The following is a 19,924-nucleotide window of genomic DNA, read 5'->3' as shown; positions in this document are numbered from 1 at the left end:
ATCGGGAACCGGGGACGGCGGCATGGCCAGCGGGCTCAGCGCGCCGGCTTCCAGGCCGGCGTGCGTTTTTCGGCGAAGGCGCGCGCGCCCTCCTGCGCCGCCGCGTCCATCATGTTGGTGGCCATGGCCTGGCCCGCGAGCTGGTAGGCCGCCTCCACGCCCAGCTCGCGCTGCTGGTAGACCAGGGCCTTGCCCATGGCGACCGCGGCGCGGGGCTTTTCCAGGATGGACTGCACGAGCCGTTCGACCTCGGCATCGAGTTGCGCCTGCGGCACCACGCGGTTCACCAGCCCTTGCGCCTGCGCAGTGCGCGCATCGATGAAGTCGCCCGTCAGCAGCATTTCCATGGCGCGCTTGAGCGGCACGTTGCGCACCAGCGGCACGCTGGGCGTGGCGCAGAACAGGCCGTAGTGGATACCGCTGGTGGCGAAGGTGGCGTCGTCCGCCGCCACCGCCAGGTCGCACTGCGCCACCAGCTGGCAGCCGGCCGCCGTGGCCATGCCCTGCACGCGGGCGATCACCGGCACGGGCAGCTGCTGGATGGCGAGCATCATGCGGCTGCACTGGGCGAAGAGCTTCTGGTACCAGGCCTTGTCGGGGTGGGCGGCCATGTCCTTCAGGTTGTGGCCGGCGCAAAAGGCCTTGCCGCTGGCGGCCAGCACCACCACCCGCGCGGTGTCGTCGCGGGCCACGTCGGCCAGCGCCTGCTGCAGCGCGGCGAGCATGCCGTCGCCCAGCGCGTTGAAGCGCGCGGGGTCGTCCAGCGTGAGGGTGACGACGCCCCGCGCATCGCGCGAAACGGCCAGGGGGTTCGGGGGGGCGGAAGGGGTCGTCATGCGAGGGGGCGGCTAAGGCAGAAGGTCACAGGTCGGCCAGCACGCGCACGTGGGCTTCCACGCTGCGCGCCAGGGCATCCATCATGTAGCCGCCCTCCAGGCACGAGACGATGCGGCCCTTGGAGTGGCGGCGGGCCACGTCCTTCACGCGCTGGGTGATCCAGGTGTAGTCCTGCTCGGTCAGGCCGAGCTGGCCCATGTCGTCCTCGCGGTGGCCGTCGAAGCCGGCGCTCACGAAGATCATCTCGGGCTTGAAGGCCTCCAGCCGCGGAATCCACAGCATCTCGATCAGCTCGCGGATGTCCATGCCGCGCGTGTAGGCGGCCACGGGCACATTGAGCATGTTGGGCGCCGGGTCGCGGTCGCCGCTGTAGGGATAGAACGGGTGCTGGAAGATGCCCACCATCAGCACGCGGTCGTCGCCGGCCAGGATGTCCTCGGTGCCGTTGCCGTGGTGCACGTCGAAATCCACCACCGCCACACGGCGCAGGCCGTGGCGCTTGAGCGCGTAGCGCGCGGCGATGGCCACGTTGTTGAAGAAGCAAAACCCCATGGCCTTGTCGCGCGTGGCGTGGTGGCCCGGCGGGCGCACGCAGCAGAAGGCGTTCTCCAGCTCGCCCGCCATCACCGCATCGGTGGCGGCCAGGGCCGCGCCGGCGGCGCGCAGCGCGGCGTTCCAGGTGTGGGTGTTGATGGAGGTGTCGGGGTCGATCTGCGCATGCGCCGGGCCGCCGGCCAGCAGCTCTTCGGCCAGCCGCTCGGACATGCCGCGCAGGGCATCCACATGGCGGCGGTCGTGCGCCAGCTCGATGTCGGCCAGCGACGCCTCGGGGGCCTGGATGCGTTCCAGCGCGTCGGCCACGCCGGTGGCGAGCAGTCGGTCCTCGATGGCATCCAGCCGCGCCGGGCATTCGGGATGCCCCGGGCCCATCTCGTGCTTCCAGCATTCGCGATGGGTGAAATAGCCTGTCATGCCCACAGTCATTCCCGTAGCCTCGTTCTTTTTCGGATAACGTCGCACCATGCAAGCACAGCACAAAATCAAGTCGCTTCTGGACCAGCTTAACACGGTGATCGTGGGCAAAAGCGCCCAGGTCCAGGACTGCGTGGCCTGCCTTCTGGCCGGCGGCCACCTGCTGATCGAGGACGTTCCCGGCGTCGGCAAGACCACGCTGGCCCACGCGCTGGCACGCACCTTCGGGCTGCAGTTCTCGCGCGTGCAGTTCACCGCCGACCTGATGCCGAGCGACCTCACCGGCGTCTCGGTGTACGAGCGCGGCAAGGAATCGTTCGTGTTCCACCCCGGCCCCGTGTTCGCGCAGGTGCTGCTGGCCGACGAGATCAACCGCGCCAGCCCCAAGACCCAGAGCGCCCTGCTCGAGGCCATGGAAGAAAAGCAGGTCTCGGTGGAGGGCGAAACCCGCGCCCTGCCCCACCCGTTCTTCGTGATCGCCACGCAGAACCCGCACGACCAGCTGGGCACCTTCGCGCTGCCCGAATCGCAGCTGGACCGTTTCCTGATGCGCATTTCCATCGGCTACCCCGACCGCGCGGCCGAACGCCTGTTGCTGGCCGGGGCCGACCGGCGCGACATGGTGGACAGCATGCTGCCCCTGCTCTCGGGCGACGAGCTGGAGCAACTGCAGCAGCAGGTGCTGGCCGTGCACACGGCCGACCCGCTCTTGAACTACGTGCAGGACCTGATGGCCGCCACCCGCTCGGGCCGGTGGTTCCTGCAGGGGCTGTCGCCCCGCGCCGGCATCGCGCTGGTGCGCGCGGCCAAGGCGCAGGCGCTGATCTCGGGGCGCGACTACGTGGCCCCGGACGACGTGCAGGCCGTGCTGCCCCAGACCGTCGCCCACCGCCTGGTGCCCGTGGGCGATGCGGGGCGCGGCGCCGTGGAGCAGGTGCGGGCCATGGTGGATGCCGTGCCGCTGCCCTGAATCCGCCCTCCGCCGCCGGCCCGCCCATCGCTCCCCCTTTCCCTGCTCCCCGGACCCCCACCACATCGCCCAGCCCCGCCATGCCGGCCGCCGCCCCGCCCCCGCTCACCCCGCAGCTGCCGCCGCACGCCCCGCGCCCGGCCCCCTGGCCGCTGTCCGCCCTGCAGCGGCGCTGGCAGCGCTGGTGGCAGTCGCGCATCAAGCGCACCGACACCGTCACGCTCACCCAGCGCAACGTGTACATCCTGCCCACGGGCGCGGGCTGGATGCTGGCGCTCACGCTGCTGGTACTGCTGGTGGCGTCCATCAACTTCCAGCTCAACCTGGGCTACCTGCTCACCTTCCTGCTCGCCGGTAGCGCGGTGGTGGGCATCCACATCTGCCACGGCACGCTGCGCGGCCTCACCCTGCACCTGGTGGCGCCGGAGCCGCAGTTCCTGGGCACCAGCACCGCGCTGGAAGTGCAGCTGAGCCACACGCGGCGCACCGCGCGCCACGGCATCGCGGTGGCGGTGCACGGAGCGGGCACGGACACCAAATGGGTCTGGACCGATGTGCCCGCCGAGGGCTCGGCCAGCGTGCAGGTGGCCTACCAGCCGCTGCGGCGCGGGCTGCACGATGCGCCCACGCTCACGGCCGAGACGCGCTTTCCGCTGGGCACCTTCCGCGTCTGGACCCTCTGGCGGCCCGCGGCGCAGGTGCTGGTGTATCCCCAGCCCGAGGTGCCGCCACCGCCGCTGCCCGCGGGCGAGCCGCGCTCGGGCGGCGCGGGCAGCACGCCCACGCAGGGCATCGGCGAGTTCGACGGCGTGCGGGCCTACCGCCGGGGCGACCCGCTCAAGCTGGTGGTCTGGAAGAAGGCCGCCAAGTCGCTGGCCACCGGCACCGACGACCTGGTGAGCCGCGACGCCCAGCAGGCCCAGCGGCAGGAGCTGTGGCTGGACCCCGCCGTCACCGGCCTGAGCGACCCCGAAGCCCGCCTGTCGCGCCTGGCCGCCTGGGTGCTGCAGGCCGACCGGCTGGGCGTGGAATACGGGCTGCGCCTGCCAAGCGGCGAGATCGCCCAGGACAGCGGCGCCGCCCACCGCCGCCGCTGCCTGGAGGCGCTGGCCCTGTGCTGAGCACCGCCCACCTTTCATGATCAAAATGCCATCCAGCGCAATCAACACTAGGGCGTATCGCTACAAAAATAGTAGCAATGCATTGTCGGTGCCGGCCGGCCGCCTGCCGGTGGCACGGAGCGTCCGCCCATGAGCCTGCGTCAGACGCTCGCCACCCTGCCGCGCGACACCCGCGACACCCTGTTCCTCATCGTCGTCATCGCCTGGGTGATCGCGCCGCAGGCCGCCAATCTGCCCGTGTGGACCACGGCGCTCGCCGCCCTGGTGCTGGCCTGGCGCGGCTGGCTGGCGTTGGAAGGCCGGCCCCTGCCAGGCCGCTGGGCCACTGGCGGGCTGCTGGTGGTGTCGGTGGCGCTCACGCTGGCGTCGCACCGCACGATCGTGGGTCGCGATGCGGGCGTCACGCTCATCGTGATGCTGCTGGCGCTCAAGACGCTGGAGCTGCGCGCGCGGCGCGACGCCATGGTCATCTTCTTCCTGGGCTTCTTCACGATGCTCAGCAACTTCTTCTTCTCGCAGTCGCTGCTCACGGCGACCGCCATGCTGGTCGCGCTGCTGGGGCTGCTCACCGCCCTGGTCAACGCCCACATGCCCGTCGGCCGCCCGCCGCTGGCGCAATCCATGCGCACGGCCGGCAAGATGGCGCTGCTGGGCGCGCCCATCATGCTGGCGCTGTTCCTGCTGTTCCCGCGGATGGCGCCCCTGTGGGGCATGCCCAACGACAACCCCTCGGGGCGCAGCGGGCTGTCGGGCGAGATGGAGATCGGCAACGTCGCCTCGCTGGCGCTGGACGACAGCGTGGCGATGCGCGTGCAGTTCGACACGCCGGGCGGCGCGGCGCCGCCGCAGAGCGACCTGTACTTTCGCGGCCCGGTGCTCACCGCCTTCAACGGCCGCCAGTGGTTCGCCCTCGGGCAGTCGGGCGCGCCGGCCTCGGCCTTTCGCCCGCCCGCGCCCGCGCGGCTGCAGACCGAGGGCGAGCCCCTGCGCTACGCTGTCACGCTGGAGCCGCTGCGGCGCCCCTGGCTGCTCACCCTGGACGCGGCCCGCGACCGGCCCGAACTGCCCGAGGGCCTGTCGGCCTTCATGACGCAGGAGCTGCAGTGGGTGGTCAACCGGCCGGTCAACGAGGTCATGCGCTACCGCGCCGAAAGCTACCCCCGCTTCACCCACGGCCCGGCGCAGCGCACCGGGCAGATGCGCTCCTACGTGGAGCTGCCCGACGGATTCGACCCGCGCACCCGCGCCCTGGCGCAGGAGATGCTGGCCGACCCGCGCCTGGCCGCCGGCGGGCCGCCCGCCCTGGTCGACGCCGCCCTCGCCCGGCTGCGCACCGGCGGCTACAACTACACGCTGGAGCCCGGCGTGTACGGCCAGCACACCGCCGACGCCTTCTGGTTCGACATCAAGGAAGGCTTTTGCGAACACATCGCCTCGGCCTTCGTCGTGCTGATGCGGGCGATGGACATTCCCGCGCGCATCGTCACCGGCTACCAGGGCGGCGAACGCAACGGGGTCGACGGCTACTGGACCGTGCGCCAGAGCGATGCACACGCCTGGGCCGAGGTCTGGCTCGAAGGCCGCGGCTGGGTGCGCGTGGACCCGACCGGCGCCGTCTCGCCCGGCCGCATTGGCGCCTTCCAGCGCCTGCAGGCCCCGCGCGGCGTGTTCGGCAACGCCATGGACACCATGATCAGCCCCGGCATGGTGCAGCAGATGCGCGCCGTGTGGGAGGCCGTCAACAACGGCTGGAACCAGTGGGTGCTCAACTACACCCAGGGCCGCCAGCTCGACATGCTGAAAGCCCTGGGCATCGAATCGCCCAGCTGGGAAGACCTGGCCCGGGCCCTGGGCGGGCTGGCCGCGCTGGCCGCGCTCGTGGGCGCCGGCTGGACGCTGTGGGAGCGCAGCCAGCACGACCCCTGGCTGCGCCTGCTGGCCCATGCCCGCGACCGGCTCGCCCGCGCCGGCCTGCCCCTGCCCGCCACCCTGCCGCCGCGCGCCATGGCCGAGCGGGCCCGGGCGCGGTTCGGCGACGCCGCCAGCGCGCCCATCGCCGACTGGCTGCTGCGCCTGGAACACACCCGCTACGCCCCCGAACCGGCCACCGCCCTGGCCGACCTGCGGCGCGACCTGCGCCGCCTGCCCTGGCCGGCGCGCCAGCCGCCGACCCCTTGACCGCCCCATGCCCTCCTTCGCCTTCCTTCGCCACGCCCTGCTGCTGATCGCCGCCGCCCTTCTGTCCCCGGGTGCCATCGCCCAAAATCCCGTCAAGAAGAGCCCGCCCCGGGCCCCGGCCGCGGCCCCACAGCCGGCGATCTTCTACGACCAGCGCGCCGATGCCATGCAGTTCGCCGACGACATCGCCGCGCGCCGCGACCTGGACCGCGAATGGGTGCGCCAAGCCATCGGCCAGGCGCGCTTTCTGAGCCAGGTGCCGCGCCTCATGCTGCCGCCGCCGCCCGGCACGCCCAAGAACTGGCGCGTGTACCGCAGCCGCTTCGTCGAGCCCGTGCGCATCCGCGCGGGCGTGCGCTTCTGGCACGACAACGCCGACACCCTGGCCCGCGCCGAGCGCGAATACGGCGTGCCCGCGGAAATGATCGTCGGCATCATCGGCGTGGAAACCATCTATGGCCAGCAGATGGGCAACTTCCGCGTCATCGACGCGCTCGCCACCCTGTCGTTCGACTTTCCCATGGCCCACCCGCGCGCGGCCGAGCGCGTGGCGTTCTTCCGGGGCGAGCTGGAGCAGTTCCTGAGCCTCATGCAGCGCACCAACGCCGACCCGCTGGAGCCGCGCGGCAGCTACGCGGGCGCCATGGGCCTGGGCCAGTTCATGCCCTCCAGCTGGGCGCGCTACGCGGTGGACTTCGACGGCGACGGCCGCATCGACCTCTTCAACAGCCCCGCCGACGCCATCGGCTCGGTCGCCAACTACTTCAAGGGCCACGGCTGGACCACCGGCATGCCCACGCACTACGCGGTCGAGTTCGACCCCGCCCGGCTGCGCCTCGAAGACCTGCTGGCCCCCGACATCCTGCCCACCTTCACGGTGGCCCGCATGGCCGAACTGGGCGCACTGGTGCAGGGCGACGGCGCCACCCACCGCGGCCCACTGGCCCTGGTGGAGCTGCAGAACGGCGTGGCATCGCCCGTCTTCTACGCGGGCACCGAGAACTTCTATGCCGTCACGCGCTACAACTGGTCGAGCTACTACGCCATGGCCGTGATCGAGCTGGGGCGCGAAGTGAACGCGGCGCGGTAGCAAAACCCGGCGGAAGAAAAAAGCGAGCGCTCCCCGCTTCGGGGGCCACAATGGACCGCATGCAACGCCGTCAACTCCTGCGCCTGGGATCGGCCGCCAGCCTGGCTGGCGCCCTGTTCTCCACCGCCGCTTCCTCCTCCTACGCCGCCACCGAGCCCGGCACCGTGCTGCTGATGCGGCATGCGCAGACCGACCCCGGCACGGGCGATCCACCCGGCTTCGCCCTGGGCCAATGCAGCACGCAACGCAACCTCAGCGCCGAAGGGCGCGCGCAGGCCCAGCGCATCGGGGCACTGCTGAAGCAGCAAGGCCTGGCGCCCCAGCGGGTGCGCTCCAGCGCCTGGTGCCGCTGCCAGGACACCGCCATGCTGGCCTTCGGCCAGATGGAGCCATGGGACGCGTTGAATTCGTTCTTCGATGGCGGGGACACTCAAGGCGCGCAGACCGCAGCGCTGCGGAAAGCGCTGGCAGCGGTGCCCACCGGGCAGGTCGAGGTGTGGGTGACGCACCAGGTCAACATCACGGCATTGACGGGGATCTACCCGGCGTCGGGCGAGGTGCTGGTGTTGCGGCGGGGGGATGGCGTGGATGGAGCGCCGATGGTGCTGCGGCGGATCAAGGGCTAGCGGCCCAACCATCCCCGCGATCCGGCCTCGGGCCGCCCTGGTCCCCCGCAGGGAATCACGGCCGCACCATCTTGCAGCTCTGCGGCTGCTCCGCCTTCTCCGCGGCGATCTGGCGCACCACGCGAAACCCATAGCCCGAACCCTCCACATCGAACGGCACGCCGGGCGCGCCCTGCCGGTCCATCACGCCCACGGCCAGGGGCTGCTGGAACTGGTGGTCGGCCGCGCGCATGGTGCCGGCCTGGCCGTTCAGCTGCACCTTCGCGGTTTCCATGGCGCGGGCGACGGCGGTGGCGTCGGTGCTGCCGGCGCGCTCGATGGACTGGGCGAGGGTCTCCACCATGAGCTGCATGCGCATGTGCACGTAGTCGTCGGCGGGCTGCGGGAAGCGCTGGCGGAAGGAGCGGTAGAAGGCCTCGCTCTGCGCGCCCGGCACGTTGGGCAGCCAGTCGGCCACGGCCACGACCTTGCCCACGCCGGCATCGCCGAGCGCGGCGGGCGCGCCCAGGGCGTTGCCGTAGAAGGTGTAGAACATGCCGTCGTAGCCGACCTCGCGCGCGGCCTTGACGAGCAGGGTGAGGTCGTTGCCCCAGTTGCCGGTGACGACGGCCTGGGCGCCGCTGGCCTTGATCTTGACGGCGTAGGGGGCGAAGTCCTTCACGCGGCCGACGGGGTGCAGCTCGTCGCCCACCACTGCGACGTCGGGGCGCTGGGCGGCCAGCTGCTTCCTGGCCTCGCGCAGTACGGCCTGGCCGAAGCTGTAGTCCTGCCCGATGAGGTACACGCTTTTCAGGGCCTTGTCCTCGCGGATCACGTCCATGAGGGCGGCCATGCGCATGTCGGCATGGGCGTCGAAGCGAAAGTGCCAGAAGCTGCACTTTTCGTTGGTGAGGATGGGGTCCACGGCCGAGTAGTTGAGGAACAGCACGCGCTTGCCCGGCTCGCGCTCGTTGTGCTTGTTGATGGCCTCGATCAGCACGGCGGCAGTGGCCGACGAGTTGCCCTGCAGGATGACGCGCGCGCCGTCGTCGATGGCCGCGCGCAGGGCGGACAGGGCCTCTTCGTTCTGGCCCTTGCTGTCGTAGCGCTCGATCGCCAGGGGCCGCGCACCGCCGGCCGCGGTGGGCAGGCGCACGCCGCCGCGCGCGTTCACGCGCTCGGTGGCCCACAGCACGTTGCGGAACACCGCCTCGCCGGTGTTGGCGAAGGGGCCGGACATGCTTTCGATGAGTGCCACCTGGATGGGCGCGCCGGTGGCTGCGGCCGCCTTGCGCGGCGCGCTGGCGGGCGTGGCCTGGGACGTCGCAGCGGCCGATGGCGACGCCACCGGACCGGGCCCCGATGCGGCAGCGGCTGCCGGGGCGGCCTGCACGGCGCTGGCCGTGATGAAAGCCAGGGGAGCGAGCGTGGCGGCGGCCACGGCCAGGGTGCGCGCGCGGCGCGCGGCGGGCGAGGAGGAATGGGTCATGCGAGCGGTCCTGTGGGCCGCGCTGCCGGCAGGGCAGCCGCCCGGGATGGGAAAGGCGCGCAGTGTATCGGAGCGGCCGGGCGCGGATGGCGCCCCAGCCCCGCGCCATCACCGCCGCCCGCCCTCAGGCGGCCCGCCCGGCCCGGCCCGGCCGCGGAACAGCATCGCACGGGGCCCTGTGGGCATCGCGCGGCAGGCACCGCGCTCCCGGCGCCGTGCGCCGTTCAGTTCGCCGGCGTGGAGGCCGGTGCCGAAGCAGGCGCCGCAGCTGGTTCGGCCGCTGGCGTTTCCACCCCGGCGTTCGCGGCGGGCGGCATCGGAAAGCCGGTGACGGCCGGCGGGCGAGGCACCGGGGCGGGGATGGTGACGGGCATGGGCAGGATCTCGTGCACCTCGCCGGATTCGCGGGCCTCTTTCTTCGCGGTTTCGTTGGCGACCGTGGGCGGAACCGCGGGCGATGCCTGCCCCACCTGCTCGCGCGCGGCGGGCACGAAGCGGTCGAACAGCTGGAAGAAGCGGTCGTAGAAGCGCGGGTCGGTCACCGTCTCGCTGCCCACCTTGACGAGCGTGTCGTCGCTGGCGGAAAACGGCAGCGACACCGAGCCCAGCGCGCCCACGCCGAGCGAGGCGGAGTTGTTGATCTTCTTGATGACGTAGCGGTCCTGCAGGGCGCTGGCGAAGGCGGCGGTGCGGGTCTTGTCGCCGCCCTCGGTGGCGCAGACGACGCGCATCTCGACCTCGTAGTGGATGTCGCTGGACGGCTGGAAGTACTTGCGCCCGGCCACCACTTCGGCGCTGGCGGTGCTCACCAGGTAGCCCTGGCTCAGGAGGGCGCGGCGGGCGCCTTCGCACACGCGCGCCTGCGGTGCATTGATGTGGCGGGTGTGCATGCTGGCGCTGTCGAAGTCGTCCGGGTCGAAGCGCGGCGTGCGGTCCAGGCCGGGGACCGAGCTGGAAGCGCAACCGGCCAGGGTGGCGACGAGCGCAGCGGACAGCGCGAGCACCCAGACGGTGCGGGGATGGCGCGAAGGCATGGGGCTTGAAGGTGATGGACGAAGAGTAGGCATGGCGATTCCCTGATCAGCGTGCATTGTGAAGGCTGCGAAAGACGCGTCCGGACAAAGGGATGTAACCCCGCGCAACCGGCGCGGGGGCGGCTGCACATGGGATGCGGCAGCGCCGCGCGGGTTCCGGCCGCGCAACCCCGTGCGCGGGGCACCTTGTAAAAACGGCAGGCATCCCCAGGCCGATCCAATGCGCGTGAAGCGCCGATTCGCGTGCTCAAAAGCCCTTGAAATGCAGCGCGCCACACACATTTGTGGACCATGCGGCGAACGACCCGGGAGCCGCGAAGACACTGTTTTTCCAGGAGTTTTTCCATGATTTTCGCCCCCGTGATCCGCCGCGCCGCTTTCAACGCCCCCCGCTCCGCCGACGTGGCCCTGCAGCGCTTCCTGAACCATACCCTGTCGGCCCCAACGGCTGCCGGCTACACCGTGCAGCAGGACGAAAAAACCGTCACCCTGCAGATGGATCTGCCCGGCCTGAGCCGTGACCAATTGCAGTTGACCATCGAAGGCAATCAGGTGCGCCTGACCAGCGTGGAGGGTGCGCCGCGCCAGGTGCAGCGCGCCTGGGAGCTGCCGGCGGACATCGACGTGTCCACCAGCTCCGCCAAGCTGGAAAACGGCGTGCTGACGCTGGTGCTGGGCAAGGTGGTGCCGGTGAGCCGCGCCACGCAATTGACCATCGCCTGAGGCCGTCCCGCCGAGGCAGGCAGAACGCAAAGCGCCCTGGCCGAAACGCCAGGGCGCTTTTTTGTGTCCCCGGCGTCTCCATGGAAAGGCGCCGTTTCACGGCTGAACGGGCTGCGAACGGGCTAATCGCCCGTACCGAGGCGCCGGCCGAAACTCTTGCGGTAGTGGCTTGGACTCACGCCGACGATCCGCTGGAACTGCAGCCTGAAGTTCGCGGCAGAACCCAGGCCCACCTGGCTGACAATTTGCTCCACCGAGAGACGGCTGCGTTCCAGCAGTTCTTGCGCCCTCTGCACGCACATCCGGGACAGCCACTGCGCGGGCGACTGTCCGAACTGCTCATTGAACCGCCTGTGCAGCGTCCGGGTGCTGCTGCACGCCTGCCGGGCCAGGGACGTGAGGGTCATTGGCCGATGAAGGTTTGCCAGGGCCCAACTGACCAGGGGCTGCAGGCTTTTGTCGGTGGCCTGTGCCGGCGGTGGAATGAACTGCGCTTGTCCCCCTTCGCGCTGCAACGGCACCACGGACAGCCGGGCCACGTGCGCAGCGACGGCGGCGCCAAAGTCTGCGCGGATCATGTGCAGACAGAGGTCCAGGCCCGCAGCGGCCCCTGCAGAGGTCAGTATCTGTCCGTTGTCGACGAACAGCACCGACGGATCGACATCGATCGCAGGATACCGGTGGGCCAGTGCCGGCGCGGCCACCCAATGGGTGGTCGCCCGCAGCCCATCCAGCAAACCCGCTTCCGCGAGAACGAAGGCGCCAGAGCAGATGGAAGCGATGCGAGCGCCTCTCTTGGCCGCCCGGCGCAGAGCTTGCGAGGCGGCAAGAGACAGGGGTGGCGAAGGCAGCAGGATGCCCGGCACGACGATCGTGTCAGCCGTATCGAGCGGTTCCAGGCCGTGCCTGATGCGTATGGCGAAGGGGCCTGCGTCGAGTTCCTGTTGCTCCGCGCATACCGCGATCTGGTAGCAGGGCGCGCCAGAAGCATTCGTCGCAAATCGAAAGGACTCGCAGGCGGTCGCCAGATCGAACGACAAGACGCCCGGGAGCGCCAGACATGCAATGCGATGGGGTCTTTGAAGCGGAGGTCTCGTTGAGGTCATGCGGGAGGGGGCACCAGAGCCGTGCAGCGCAATCTGCGGCGCTGTCTCAAAACCATCGAATACTGGCATTCTTGCCACTGTCCCAGTGTAGGGGTTCCAGCAAGAATGGGGAATGACGCATCACGATCCAGCCCCTGACTCTTGTGCCCGCCCGGATGGGCCCGCTCACGGTGTCGCAGCGCTACGCACCTGGTGCGTCCTGGAAGCGACCACGCTGTTGGCACTGCTTTTTGTCGCGGTGCCGTTGAAGCACCTGGGGGGCTTTCCCATGGCCGTCTCGGTGATGGGGCCGATACACGGATTTGCATTCCTCGCGTTGGGATGGGCCGCAGTGCGAGCAGTGGCAAGCGGAGGACTTTCAAAGCAGGCCGCGGGAAAGCTGATGCTCGCTGCCTGCTTTCCCTTCGGAGGGCTTTACAGCAGATGGGTTCTTCGATGACGTACCTGTGGATCAAGGGCCTGCACGTCGGCGCGGCCCTCATCTTCGTGGGAGGCCTGCTGCTGCTGTCTGTGGTGGCATCGCGATGGCCCGCGGCCGGCGGCGTGCTCCTGCCGCATGAAAAGCGCCTGGGTACGGCGGTGCTTCAGTGGGACCGGCGCGTGACCACACCGTCCATGGCGCTGGTGTGGGTGCTTGGCCTCGGCCTCGCGGCAGGGGGTGGCTGGATCGGACAAGGCTGGCTCTTCGGCAAGATGGCGCTGGTCATCGCCCTTTCAGCGATTCACGGGGTGATGTCGGCGACGCTTCGCCGGCGCCTGCAAAGCGAGACCGGGCCCCAGCCGTCGCCGTTTCGACACGGCCCCACGGCAGTCGCCGCGCTTTCGGCGGCCATCGCCGTGTTGGTGACAGTGAAGCCGTAGTCGCCGAAGTTCGCCCATCCGGTGGCAGAGCGTCCCCACGCCTGGTCGCGGGCTGCGGCCAGCGGCGAATCCGCTTCGAGCGACAACGGTTCACCCGGCTGGCAAGGCGTCCGCTCGACGGCGCCATCGCCTGCCAGCGGTTGCTCAGCGGTCTGGCCGCCACTTCCGCCCGCCGCTCCTTACTGCAGCGTATCGAGCGGCCAGCGCGGCTTGACGTCAAAGGCGTAGTCGCGGTTGGCCTGCTGGCGGCCGGCCTGCAGGCGCATGGCGGCGGCCATGGCGATCATGGCGCCGTTGTCGGTGCACAGGTGCAGCTCGGGGTAGTGCACGCGCACCTGGGCGCGGGCGCAGGCGGCATTGAGCTGCTCGCGCAGGTGCCGGTTGGCCCCCACGCCGCCCGCCACCACCACGCGGCGCAGCCCGGTCTGCTGCAGCGCGGCGGCCGTCTTGCGCACCAGTACGTCCACGATGGCGGCCTGCGTGCTGGCGGCCAGGTCGGCCTTGCGCGCGTCGAGGTCGTCGCCCAGCTTGCGCGCCTGGGTGAGCACGGCGGTCTTGAGGCCGGCGAACGAGAAATCGAGGTTGCCGCTGTGCAGCAGCGGTCGCGGCAGCTTGAAGGCGGCCGGGTCGCCCTGCTCGGCCAGCCGCGACAGCGCGGGCCCGCCGGGATAGCCCAGGCCCATCAGCTTGGCGGATTTGTCGAATGCCTCGCCCGCGGCGTCGTCGATGGTCTCGCCCAGCATTTCGTAGCGGCCCACGCCGTCCACGCGCATCAGCTGCGTGTGGCCGCCCGAGACCAGCAGCGCGATGAAGGGAAATTCCGGCGGGTCCGCGCTGAGGAAGGGCGACAGCAGGTGCCCTTCGAGGTGGTGCACGCCCAGCACGGGCTTGTCGAGCGCGGCGCCCAGGGCGCAGGCCACGCCGGCGCCCACGAGCAGCGCGCCGGCCAGCCCCGGGCCGCGCGTGTAGGCCACCACATCCACGTCGGCCAGGCGCCGGCCGGATTCGGCCAACACGGTTTCCGTCAGCGGCAGCACGCGGCGGATGTGGTCGCGGCTGGCCAGTTCGGGCACCACGCCGCCGTAGGCCTGGTGCATTTCGATCTGGCTGTGCAGGGCATGGGCGAGCAGCGTGGGCACCCCGTCGCCGGTGGGCGACTGCACCAGCGCCACGCCGGTTTCGTCGCAGGAGGATTCGATTCCGAGGATCAACAGACTCATGCGCCCGAGTGTAGGACCTGGGGCCCGCCCCTCCCCGCCCCGTGGAATGGCGCGGCCTCGGACGCCGTGGTGGCGCCGGGCGGCGGCCCGCTCACCAGCGGTCGGAGCGCATGCGCAGTTCCCAGTTGCCGGCGCGCAGGCTGTACACACCCACGGCGCCGTAGCGCTGCTCGCCCTTTTCGTCCCAGGTCATGGTGCCGGTGACGGGCGCGTAGCCGTTGATGGCCCGCAGGGCCTTGGTGATCTCCTTCGGATCGGCGGACTTGGCCTGCTTGATGGCGGCCGACAGCACGTAGGTGGCGTCGTAGCTGTAGTGGCCGCCGTAGGCGGGCGGCTTCTTGAACGCGGTGTTGTAGCGGTCCAGGAACTGGCGGCCGGTGATGAACTCGCGCGCCTCCAGCACGGGCGAGGTGGCATAGATGGCCGTGACCATCCCCATGCCCTTGACCATGTCGGTGGTCTTGATGGTGTCGCCGCCCAGCACGGACAGCTGGGTGTAGTTGATCTTCTGCAGCGCCTGCAGCAGCGCCAGCACCTGGAAGTCGTTGAGCGTGGTGACGATCACGCCCACCTTCGCCGTCTGGATGCGGCGGGCCACCTCGTCGAAATCCGTGGTCTTGTCGTCGAACGACTGGCGCACGGTGACTTCCTTCTTCTCCGTCGCCAGCTGCTTGGCCGCGCCATCGGCCAGGCCCTTGCCGTAGGGCGTGCCGTCGTCCAGCACGGCGTAGCTGGCGGTGCTGAGCTGCGTGGCCGCGAACGAGCCCATGGCGCGGGCCTGCAGGTTGTCATTGGCCACCAGGCGCAAGGTGGTCTGCAGGCCCAGTTCGGTGAAGCGCGGGTTGGTGGAGATGGCCAGCTGCGCGATGCCCTTTTCGGCATAGATGGGCGCCGCCGCGATGCTGACGCCCGAATTGAGGTTGCCGATGACCGCCACCACGCCGGACTCCACCAGCTGCTGCGCGGCTTTCTTGCCGGAGTCGGCGTCGGCCCGGTCGTCCTGCGCGACCACTTCCAGGGTGACGGTCTTGCCATCGACCGTGAAGCCGGACTTGTTGAGCTCCTGCACCGCCAGCGTCACGCCGTTGAGCATATCCTGCCCCAGCGCGCCGAGCGGCCCCGACAGCGGCTGGGCCACGCCGATCTTGATGGTGTCGGGCACCTTGCTGCACCCTGCCCCCAACGTGGCGGCCAGCGCCGCGATCGCCAGCAGCGCGGCACGCCTGCTTCCTTGTGTGCTCATAGACCCAGCTCCAATCCATTCAGTGGTTTACATGTATCCGGATGTATATAAGACCGAAGAGTCTTACGCTATCGGGTAACCCCTGCTCCATAGCAAGTTACATCCATTAGCAATTTCCGTCCCAGGCCGAAAGCGGTGCTAATGCACCCGCACAGTGCGCTTTCGCGCATCCGCGGCGATCCATCGGGGTTTGCACCCCGCCGGCGCACCAGCATGGGCGTATTTATTGCTTAAGCTTGGGGCATGACCGACTCCCTGCGCATCGTGGTGGTGGCCCCCGACCTGGCGGTGGGCGCCGAGGACGACGAGCACGCCCAGCTGCAGGCCGAGCGCTCGCGGGCGTTGCGCATCGGCCTGCTGGAAAACAACTTCAACCTGGTGGCCACGCTGCCGGCCGACGTGTTCCTGAGCGAGCGGCTCGCGCAGCTGCAGCCCGACCTGGTGATCGTGGACGCCGAGAGCGACGCCCGCGACGCGCTGGAGCACGTGGTGATGGCCACCCGCGATGCGCCCCGCGCCATCGTGATGTTCACCAACGACGACGATCCCTCCCACGTGCGGCAGGCAGTGGCCGCAGGCGTGTCGGCCTACATCGTGGCCGGGCTGTCGCCCCAGCGCATCCGCCCCATCCTGGACGTGGCGATGGCGCGCTTCCAGCACGAGCAGGCCCTGCGCGCCGAACTGGCCGATGCGCGCAGCGAGCTGAAGGACCGCAAGACCATCGACCGCGCCAAGGGCCTGCTGATGCAGCGCCAGGGCCTGACCGAACAGGCCGCCTACGACAAGCTGCGCAAGAGCGCGATGGACAAGGGCATGAAGCTGGTCGAGGTGGCCCAGCGCATGCTGGACGTGGCGGACCTGCTGGGCTGACCGGCGCGGCCGGCGGCGCTGCACAAGGGCAGTGCGGCACTGCACCATCGCGCGGCTTCCGTGCCTGGCCCTGCACGCGCTGCGGCCCGCTTTGGCCCGCTTCGGCCCAGGGCCACGCGGCGCCCGGCGCCGGACGGTTCGAGGCAAAAAGGCCCCCAGCGCAATCAACACTAGGGCATATCGCTACAAAAACAATAGCATACACCCCGCATGGCCCGCTCTGGCACAAGGCTTGCAATGACGGAGGCAAGACCAACGTTGGTCGATTGCCAGGCCCCACCCAATGGCGGGTGCGATCTGGCAGAACCCGGACAAAGGCGTCCCCACCGCTCGCGGCGCTGCCCCCAAGGCAGCCTGCGGGCGTGTGAGGACGCCTTTTTTGTTTTTCACGTTGCCAGCCAAGCCAAGGGATGCCTTCCATGACCGACCTGTCCAAAACCAGTCTCCACCGCCGCACCGTGCTGCAGGCCGCCGCCGTGGGGGCCGTGGGCGTGAGCCCCGCGCTGCGCTCCATGGTGCATGCAGCCGGCTCCGACGCGCCGGAAAAGAAGGAAGTCAAGATCGGCTTCATCCCCCTCACCGACTGCGCCAGCGTGGTAATGGCCTCGGTGCTGGGCATCGACCAGAAGTACGGTGTGAAGATCGTGCCCTCCAAGGAAGCGAGCTGGGCCGGCGTGCGCGACAAGCTGGCCAACGGCGAGCTGGACTTCGCCCACGTGCTGTACGGCCTGGTGTACGGCGTGCACTTGGGTGTCGGCGGCCCCAAGAAGGACATGGCCGTGCTCATGACCCTGAACAACAACGGCCAGGCCATCACGCTGAGCAAGAAGCTCGCCGATGCCGGCGCGGTGGACGGCGCGGGCCTGGCCCAGCTCATGGCCAAGGAAAAGCGCGAATACACCTTCGCGCAGACCTTCCCCACCGGCACGCACGCCATGTGGCTGTACTACTGGCTGGCCGCCAACGGCATCGACCCGCTCAAGGGGGCCAAGGTCATCACCGTGCCGCCGCCGCAGATGGTGGCCAACATGCGCGTGGGCAACATGGACGGCTTCTGCGTGGGCGAGCCCTGGAACCACCGCGCCATCATGGACGGCATCGGCATCACCGCCACCACCACGCAGGACATCTGGAAGGACCACCCCGAGAAGGTGCTGGGCACCACGTCGGAGTTCGTGCAGAAGTACCCCAACACCGCGCGCGCCGTGACGGCCGCCATCCTGGAGGCCGGCCGCTGGATCGACGAGGGCCTCGCCAACAAGAACAAGATGGCCGAAACCATCGCCGGCAAGGCCTACGTGAACACCAGCGTGGACGCCATCAACCAGCGCATCCTGGGCCGCTACCAGAACGGACTGGGCAAGACCTGGGACGACCCCAACTACATGAAGTTCTACAACGACGGCGCGGTGAACTTCCCCTACCTGTCCGACGGCATGTGGTTCCTCACGCAGCACAAGCGCTGGGGCCTGCTCAAGGACCACCCGGACTACCTGGCCGTCGCCAAGTCGATCAACCGCACCGAGCTGTACAAGCAGGCCGCCACTGCCGCCAAGGTGCCCCTGCCCAAGAGCGACATGCGCTCCAGCAAGTTGATGGACGGCGTCGTCTGGGACGGCAAGGACCCGGCCAAGTACGCCGACAGCTTCAAGATCAAGGCCTGACCCCGGGCCCCGCCCGAGCCGCCCGCCCCCAGCCCCCGCCAGGAGAATCCCACCATGGTCAGCGCCGTCTTCCACGCCCCGCCGGAGCCCACCCCAGCCGCGGCCCCTTCTGCTATGCAAACGATAGCAACACCGGCAATCAAAACGCCGGCATCGGGGCAAAAACCACTGCAATCCGCCCCGCCCAGCCCGCCGCGGGCGCCCCGCGACTGGGCGACCGCCTCGCGCGCCTTCTGGCTCGCCGTGCTGCCGCCGGCCTGCGGCCTGGGCCTCTTGATCGGGCTGTGGGCCGTGGTGTCCTCCACCACTGGCCAGAGCATTCCCGGCCCGCTGGAGACCTGGAAGCAGGCGCTGGAAGTCTTCAGCAACCCCTTCTACCGCAACGGCCCCAACGACCAGGGCGTGGGCTGGAACGTGCTCGCCTCGCTGGAGCGCGTGGCGGTCGGCTTCGGGCTGGCAGCGCTGGTGGGCATTCCCGCGGGTTTCGTGATCGGGCGGTTCCACTTCCTCTCGCGCATGTTCAACCCGCTCATCAGCCTGCTGCGGCCCGTGTCGCCGCTGGCGTGGCTGCCCATCGGCCTGCTGGTGTTCAAGGGCGCCAACCCGGCCGCCATCTGGACCATCTTCATCTGCTCGATCTGGCCCATGGTCATCAACACCGCGGTGGGCGTGCAGCGCGTGCCGCAGGACTACATGAACGTGGCCCGCGTGCTCAACCTCTCGGAATGGAAGATCGCCACCACCATCCTGTTCCCCGCCGTGCTGCCCTACATGCTGACCGGCGTGCGCCTGGCCGTGGGCACCGCCTGGCTCGTGATCGTGGCGGCCGAGATGCTGACCGGCGGCGTGGGCATCGGCTTCTGGGTCTGGGACGAGTGGAACAACCTGAACGTCAAGAACATCATCATCGCGATCTTCGTGATCGGCATCGTCGGGCTGCTGCTCGAATACGCCCTGGTCAAGCTGGCCACGGCATTCACGTTCGAAGAGGTGAAGGCATGAATAACCCCGCGAAATTCATCGAGGTCCAGGGCGTGGCCCAGACCTTCAAGACCGCCAAGGGGCTGTTTCCGGCGCTCAAGGGCATCGACCTGTCCATCGCCAAGGGCGAGTTCGTCGCCCTCATCGGACACTCGGGCTGCGGCAAATCCACCTTGCTCAACCTGATCGCCGGACTCACCGTGCCCACCGCCGGCGCGCTGCTGTGCGCCAACAAGGAGATCAAGGGCCCCGGCCCCGAGCGCGCGGTGGTGTTCCAGAACCATTCCCTGCTGCCCTGGCTGACCTGCGAAGGCAACGTGCACCTGGCGGTCGAGCGCGTGTTCGGCAAGCGGGAACCGAAGGCCCAGCTCAAGGCCCGCACCGAGGCCGCGCTGGCCATGGTGGGCCTCACGCACGCGGCGCAAAAGCGCCCCGGCGAGATCTCGGGCGGCATGAAGCAGCGCGTGGGCATCGCCCGGGCGCTGTCGATGGAGCCCCAGGTGCTGCTGATGGACGAGCCCTTCGGCGCGCTGGACGCCCTCACCCGCGCCAAGCTGCAGGACGAGCTGCTGGAGATCGTGGCGCGCACGCAGAGCACGGTGGTCATGGTCACCCACGACGTGGACGAGGCCGTGCTGCTGTCCGACAAGATCGTGATGATGACCAACGGCCCGGCCGCCACCATCGGCGAGGTGCTGGCGGTGGACATCCCGCGCCCCCGCAACCGCGTGGCCCTGGCCGAAGACCCGCGCTACCTGCGCAGCCGCAAGGCGGTGATCGATTTCCTGTACACGCGCCAGGCGCATGTGGAGAAGGCAGCCTGAGGCAGCGGCGGCCCCGGAGGCACGGCACCGCGTAGGCCGTGCGCTCCGATTGTTTTTCATGTTTTATCAGATCGTTTAAGCAATTTTCAGGGATTTTTCAATCTGTTAGAAAGCCGTCCCCATAATATCGCGCAGT

General features: G+C 69.7%; 19 protein-coding genes. 12 read left to right on the top strand and 7 right to left on the bottom strand.

The features are described from left to right. Positions 1 to 35 precede the first annotated feature (35 nt). Both R1Z03_RS23095 and R1Z03_RS23090 read right to left on the bottom strand, forming a co-directional pair. Positions 36 to 836, bottom strand: coding sequence for an enoyl-CoA hydratase (locus R1Z03_RS23095; protein ID WP_284407439.1), 801 nt, complete (start codon positions 834 to 836; stop codon positions 36 to 38). A 25-nt stretch (positions 837 to 861) separates the two neighbouring features. Further along, the gene (locus R1Z03_RS23090) at positions 862 to 1,821 is read right to left on the bottom strand and encodes a histone deacetylase family protein (RefSeq protein ID WP_272552001.1); all 960 of its coding nucleotides are present in this window, start codon (positions 1,819 to 1,821) and stop codon (positions 862 to 864) included. A 37-nt stretch (positions 1,822 to 1,858) separates the two neighbouring features. Here R1Z03_RS23090 and R1Z03_RS23085 point away from each other — a divergent pair, with 37 nt between their 5' ends. The 5 genes from R1Z03_RS23085 (at position 1,859) to R1Z03_RS23065 (ending at position 7,794) form a co-directional block, all read left to right on the top strand. Beyond that, complete coding sequence (locus R1Z03_RS23085; RefSeq protein WP_284427892.1) at positions 1,859 to 2,779, top strand: MoxR family ATPase; 921 nt, start codon at positions 1,859 to 1,861, stop codon at positions 2,777 to 2,779. 80 nt (positions 2,780 to 2,859) lie between these two features. Continuing rightward, positions 2,860 to 3,900 carry a DUF58 domain-containing protein gene (locus R1Z03_RS23080; RefSeq protein ID WP_317355595.1) on the top strand — a complete coding sequence of 347 codons (1,041 nt, stop codon included), beginning with the start codon at positions 2,860 to 2,862 and terminating at the stop codon, positions 3,898 to 3,900. Between the two features lie 129 nt (positions 3,901 to 4,029). Then, complete coding sequence (locus R1Z03_RS23075; RefSeq protein ID WP_317355592.1) at positions 4,030 to 6,078, top strand: DUF3488 and transglutaminase-like domain-containing protein; 2,049 nt, start codon at positions 4,030 to 4,032, stop codon at positions 6,076 to 6,078. 7 nt (positions 6,079 to 6,085) lie between these two features. Further along, a complete protein-coding gene (gene mltB / locus R1Z03_RS23070; RefSeq protein ID WP_317355588.1) occupies positions 6,086 to 7,168 on the top strand; it encodes a lytic murein transglycosylase B in 1,083 nt (360 codons plus the stop codon). A 59-nt stretch (positions 7,169 to 7,227) separates the two neighbouring features. Then, positions 7,228 to 7,794, top strand: coding sequence for a histidine phosphatase family protein (locus R1Z03_RS23065; RefSeq protein WP_317355587.1), 567 nt, complete (start codon positions 7,228 to 7,230; stop codon positions 7,792 to 7,794). A gap of 55 nt (positions 7,795 to 7,849) precedes the next feature. Here R1Z03_RS23065 and R1Z03_RS23060 read toward each other — a convergent pair whose 3' ends face one another. Both R1Z03_RS23060 and R1Z03_RS23055 read right to left on the bottom strand, forming a co-directional pair. After that, positions 7,850 to 9,262, bottom strand: coding sequence for a branched-chain amino acid ABC transporter substrate-binding protein (locus R1Z03_RS23060; protein WP_317355584.1), 1,413 nt, complete (start codon positions 9,260 to 9,262; stop codon positions 7,850 to 7,852). A gap of 224 nt (positions 9,263 to 9,486) precedes the next feature. Further along, a complete protein-coding gene (locus tag R1Z03_RS23055) occupies positions 9,487 to 10,296 on the bottom strand; it encodes a DUF2242 domain-containing protein (RefSeq protein WP_284411802.1) in 810 nt (269 codons plus the stop codon). 345 nt (positions 10,297 to 10,641) lie between these two features. Between R1Z03_RS23055 and R1Z03_RS23050 the strand changes: the two genes are divergently transcribed. Further along, the gene (locus R1Z03_RS23050; RefSeq protein ID WP_284431568.1) at positions 10,642 to 11,019 is read left to right on the top strand and encodes an Hsp20/alpha crystallin family protein; all 378 of its coding nucleotides are present in this window, start codon (positions 10,642 to 10,644) and stop codon (positions 11,017 to 11,019) included. Between the two features lie 122 nt (positions 11,020 to 11,141). Here the strand turns inward: R1Z03_RS23050 and R1Z03_RS23045 are convergent, their stop codons facing one another. Then, the gene (locus R1Z03_RS23045; RefSeq protein WP_317360467.1) at positions 11,142 to 12,125 is read right to left on the bottom strand and encodes a helix-turn-helix domain-containing protein; all 984 of its coding nucleotides are present in this window, start codon (positions 12,123 to 12,125) and stop codon (positions 11,142 to 11,144) included. 112 nt (positions 12,126 to 12,237) lie between these two features. Here R1Z03_RS23045 and R1Z03_RS23040 point away from each other — a divergent pair, with 112 nt between their 5' ends. Continuing rightward, complete coding sequence (locus tag R1Z03_RS23040) at positions 12,238 to 12,564, top strand: DUF3817 domain-containing protein (protein WP_372588193.1); 327 nt, start codon at positions 12,238 to 12,240, stop codon at positions 12,562 to 12,564. Beyond that, a complete protein-coding gene (locus tag R1Z03_RS23035; RefSeq protein WP_317355579.1) occupies positions 12,561 to 12,986 on the top strand; it encodes a CopD family protein in 426 nt (141 codons plus the stop codon). The genes R1Z03_RS23040 and R1Z03_RS23035 overlap by 4 nt, the downstream gene beginning before the upstream one ends. Before the next feature lie 179 nt (positions 12,987 to 13,165). On the opposite strand, the gene tsaD is transcribed toward R1Z03_RS23035, so the two are convergent. Both tsaD and R1Z03_RS23025 read right to left on the bottom strand, forming a co-directional pair. Next, the gene (gene tsaD / locus R1Z03_RS23030) at positions 13,166 to 14,206 is read right to left on the bottom strand and encodes a tRNA (adenosine(37)-N6)-threonylcarbamoyltransferase complex transferase subunit TsaD (RefSeq protein ID WP_317355576.1); all 1,041 of its coding nucleotides are present in this window, start codon (positions 14,204 to 14,206) and stop codon (positions 13,166 to 13,168) included. A 91-nt stretch (positions 14,207 to 14,297) separates the two neighbouring features. Next, positions 14,298 to 15,449 (bottom strand): branched-chain amino acid ABC transporter substrate-binding protein, encoded by a 1,152-nt coding sequence (locus R1Z03_RS23025; protein WP_284411791.1) that lies wholly within the window; start codon positions 15,447 to 15,449, stop codon positions 14,298 to 14,300. Positions 15,450 to 15,692: 243 nt separating this feature from the next. On the opposite strand from R1Z03_RS23025, the gene R1Z03_RS23020 reads away from it, so the two are divergent. From R1Z03_RS23020 to R1Z03_RS23005, 4 genes are all read left to right on the top strand, one after another. Next, positions 15,693 to 16,319 (top strand): ANTAR domain-containing response regulator, encoded by a 627-nt coding sequence (locus tag R1Z03_RS23020; RefSeq protein WP_272568327.1) that lies wholly within the window; start codon positions 15,693 to 15,695, stop codon positions 16,317 to 16,319. A gap of 419 nt (positions 16,320 to 16,738) precedes the next feature. Then, positions 16,739 to 17,983 (top strand): CmpA/NrtA family ABC transporter substrate-binding protein, encoded by a 1,245-nt coding sequence (locus R1Z03_RS23015; protein WP_284411788.1) that lies wholly within the window; start codon positions 16,739 to 16,741, stop codon positions 17,981 to 17,983. A gap of 54 nt (positions 17,984 to 18,037) precedes the next feature. Beyond that, positions 18,038 to 18,985: a nitrate ABC transporter permease gene (gene ntrB, locus R1Z03_RS23010; protein ID WP_317355570.1), complete on the top strand. Its 948-nt coding sequence runs from the start codon at positions 18,038 to 18,040 to the stop codon at positions 18,983 to 18,985. Beyond that, entirely contained in the window at positions 18,982 to 19,788 is an 807-nt protein-coding gene (locus tag R1Z03_RS23005) for an ABC transporter ATP-binding protein (protein WP_284411785.1), read from the top strand. Before ntrB ends, R1Z03_RS23005 begins: the two co-directional genes overlap by 4 nt. Positions 19,789 to 19,924: the final 136 nt, after the last annotated feature.

The sequence above is a fragment of the Acidovorax sp. BLS4 genome (assembly GCF_032929295.1).
Classification (GTDB): Bacteria; Pseudomonadota; Gammaproteobacteria; order Burkholderiales; family Burkholderiaceae_C; genus Paracidovorax.
The sequence above is the reverse complement of the archived record's forward strand: the minus strand, read 5'-3'. Positions and strand labels throughout refer to the sequence as shown.